The sequence below is a fragment of the Ursidibacter sp. B-7004-1 genome (genome assembly GCF_053654055.1).
In genome coordinates this window covers 1-3,245 of the sequence record NZ_JBSIUP010000064.1, presented here as the reverse complement: position 1 = coordinate 3,245, position 3,245 = coordinate 1, and the positions used below count along the sequence as shown (strand labels likewise).

The 3,245-nt window shown below is 37.7% G+C and carries 3 protein-coding genes; 1 reads left to right on the top strand and 2 read right to left on the bottom strand.

Features of this window, described 5'->3' with window-relative positions; genetic code table 11:
• Window positions 1-172 precede the first annotated feature (172 nt).
• Together galK and galT are read right to left on the bottom strand one after the other, a co-directional pair.
• Window positions 173-1,330 carry a galactokinase gene (gene galK, locus ACWIW0_RS11155; RefSeq protein ID WP_454453373.1) on the bottom strand — a complete coding sequence of 386 codons (1,158 nt, stop codon included), beginning with the start codon at window positions 1,328-1,330 and terminating at the stop codon, window positions 173-175.
• A gap of 12 nt (window positions 1,331-1,342) precedes the next feature.
• Window positions 1,343-2,395, bottom strand: a complete 1,053-nt coding sequence (galT, locus tag ACWIW0_RS11150) for a galactose-1-phosphate uridylyltransferase (protein WP_454453372.1) — start codon at window positions 2,393-2,395, stop codon at window positions 1,343-1,345.
• A 265-nt stretch (window positions 2,396-2,660) separates the two neighbouring features.
• On the opposite strand from galT, the gene ACWIW0_RS11145 reads away from it, so the two are divergent.
• Entirely contained in the window at window positions 2,661-3,173 is a 513-nt protein-coding gene (locus ACWIW0_RS11145; protein ID WP_454453371.1) for a single-stranded DNA-binding protein, read from the top strand.
• Window positions 3,174-3,245: the final 72 nt, after the last annotated feature.

Genomic DNA, 3,245 nt, shown 5'->3' with positions numbered 1-3,245 from the left:
AAATTACATTTGCCCCAGATTGTTGACAAAGTCTTTTTTCATTCGGACGCACTGAGTGTATCCATTTATTGAATACAACAAATTAGGGTTTGTCATCAGTCTAGGGCTAATGTAATTAGCCCCTACATTTCGGACATTTGGTTCATACGTAGGGGCCCCCCAAATGAACGTTTTATTTAACCTGACGAACCCCATCACAAGCAGTACAAACATAGAAGGTTTCTTGAATACCCGTTTGTTTCTGATAGTTTTCTGCAATTAACTGACGTAATGCATCAACTTTTTGATTTGGTACAAAGCAAACAATACAACCACCAAAACCACCACCAGTCATTCTTGCTCCACCGTCTTTACCGATTGCTACTTGTGCCAATTCAACAAGATAATCTATTTCAGGCGTTGTAATTTCAAAATCATCACGCATTGAATCGTGAGAATCTGCCATTAACTCCCCTAATTTCTGCATATTATTTACTTTTAGTGCATCTACTGCTTCTAACACTCGATGATTTTCGCTAACGACGTGTTTCGCTCGTTTATAGGCTAACTCATTAAGTTGCTGTAATTCAGCGGCTCTTTCAATAAATTGCTCTGGTGTAACATCACGCAATGCCTTAACGCCAAAGAATTGTGCTGCTGTTTCACACTCTTGACGGCGGCTATTATATTCCCCAGTAACAAGATCGTGCTTAACATTAGAATTGATAATTGCAATAGAATAGCCTTGTGGTACAGGTGTTGGCGTAATATCTAGGCTACGGCAATCGATCATTATAAGATGATCTTTCTGACCTAATGCGGAAGTCAGTTGATCCATATTGCCACAGTTTGCTCCGACAAATTTATTTTCTGCCTTTTGACCAATCAATGCAATTTCTGCCAATGTTAATGGTAAATTCCCTAATACTTGGCAAGTCTTACCGATAGCAATTTCTAATGCTGCAGATGAACTCAATCCAGATGACATAGGTACATTACTAGTCATTGCAATATCTGCACCTTGAATAAATTCAGGGCAACGCTCTTGAATATATTTCACCACGCCACGTACATAATTTTTCCATTTATCTTCACTTTGTGGGATCGGCTTTTTAACATCAAACGCATCGGTTTCGTTAATATCAATGGCATACACTCGCCAAATAGAATCATTTCGCGGACTAAAGCTGACTGCCATTCCATAATTGATCGCACAAGGCATAACAAAACCATCGTTGTAATCAGTATGCTCACCGATAATATTAACTCGTCCTGGAGCAAATACTGTTTGCTGTGAGTCATAACCAAAATGCTGTTCAAATTGCTGTTGTGAAAGTTCAATTGGGTTCATTTTATCTTCCTTCTATTTATTATTTTTATAATGAATTTCATCACTAACGGCTAATAAACGCTCTGCCGCTTGTTCTGGGGTTAAATCACGTTGGGTTTCTGCCATCATTTCATAGCCAACCATAAATTTACGCACCGTTGCCGAACGTAAAAGTGGTGGATAGAAATGAGCGTGTAGTTGCCAATGAGAGTTATCCTGTTGATTAAAAGGGGCAAAATGGAATCCCATTGAGTATGGGAAACTAATGTTAAATAAATTATCGTATCGAGTAGTCAGCTTTTTCAATGCGAGTGCAAGATCTTCTCGCTCTGCTTGATTTAACTGAGTAATTTGCGTGAAATGTTTTGATTTTGGTAGAAGTAAGGTTTCAAACGGCCAACTTGCCCAATATGGCACAACCGCAATCCAATCTTCTGTTTCCACCACAATTCTTTCTCTTTTTTCTAATTCACGTTTTGCATAATCAATTAACAGTGGCGAACCGTATTGCTTAAAATAATCCGCCTGACATTGATCTGCCGTTGCAATTTCATTCGGTAAAAAATTACTTGCCCAAATCTGCCCGTGTGGGTGTGGGTTAGAACAGCCCATCATCTCGCCTTTATTCTCAAAAATCTGCACCCATTGATAACGCTGACTTAGCTCCGTTGCTTGAGATTGCCAAGTTTGAATCACTTTTTCAATTTCGGCTGGCGTTAAAAGTGGGAGTGTTTTACTGTGATCGGGAGAAAAACAGATAACTCGGCTTTCGCCTTGAGTGTGTGAAATTTTAAATAATGGGTCGTGATTAGAGTTTGGAGCAGGTGTATCAGGTAAAAGTGCAGAAAAATCATTTTTAAACACAAAAGGTTCAGTATAGTTTGGATTAACTTCACCTGTAATCCGCTTATTACTAGGACAAAGATAACAGGTTGGATCATAACTCGGTTTTTCATCTTGCACTAAGGCTTCTTGTTGCCCTTGCCAAGGACGTTTTGCCCGATGTGGCGATACTAACACCCATTGATTTTTAAGCGGATTAAATCTGCGATGGGGGTGATCATTCAGTACAAACTTTTCATTCATATTCACTTCCTTTTAAGATACCAATCTGATTAAAAGTATAGCGAAAATTATATCAATAAAAAATGATTTTGATCACAAAATAAAACATAACTCCATAAAATAATTATGATTTGGAGTATCTCTACAAATAAAATTACTTCATAATTTTTCGAGCGTTATCGTATAATTTAAATAACTGTACAAAATATCAGTTTTATTTGATGATTTTTTTTTTGAAATCAGGCAAAATAGCTGAGATTTATATTTCAATTATTTAGAGGATACTATGGCAAGTGTAAATAAAGTGATCATTGTGGGTAATTTAGGTAACGATCCTGAAATGCGTACAATGCCAAATGGTGAAGCAGTAGCAAATATCAGCGTTGCCACCACAGAAAGCTGGACAGATAAAATGTCAGGTGAACGTCGTGAAATTACAGAATGGCACAGAATTGTATTTTATCGTCGCCAAGCTGAAGTTGTTGGGCAATATCTACGTAAAGGCTCACAAGTATATGTTGAGGGGCGTTTAAGAACACGCAAATGGCAAGATCAAAACGGGCAAGATCGCTATACCACTGAAATTCAAGGCGATGTACTACAAATGCTAGGTAGTCGTAATGCTCAAGGTTGGGAGCAACAATCAGTACCATCAAATAACTACAACCAAGGTGGAATGAATGGCGGCTATGCTCAAAATCAAAGCAACAATACACCCAAAGCTCAACCGCAACAGGCTAAACCTGCTCCACAAGCAGAACCTGCATTAAATAACTTTGATGATGATATTCCTTTTTAAATTCCATATACATAAATTCTGAAAAAATACATCATAAAAATCAAAGAGAAACCTTATAAAACAAGGTTTCTC

Coding starts and splice junctions, on each gene's coding strand:
- galT (WP_454453372.1), bottom strand. CDS start 2,395: ATGAATGAAAAGTTTGTACTGAATGATCACCCCCATCGCAGATTTAAT.
- ACWIW0_RS11145 (WP_454453371.1), top strand. CDS start 2,661: ATGGCAAGTGTAAATAAAGTGATCATTGTGGGTAATTTAGGTAACGAT.
- galK (WP_454453373.1), bottom strand. CDS start 1,330: ATGAACCCAATTGAACTTTCACAACAGCAATTTGAACAGCATTTTGGT.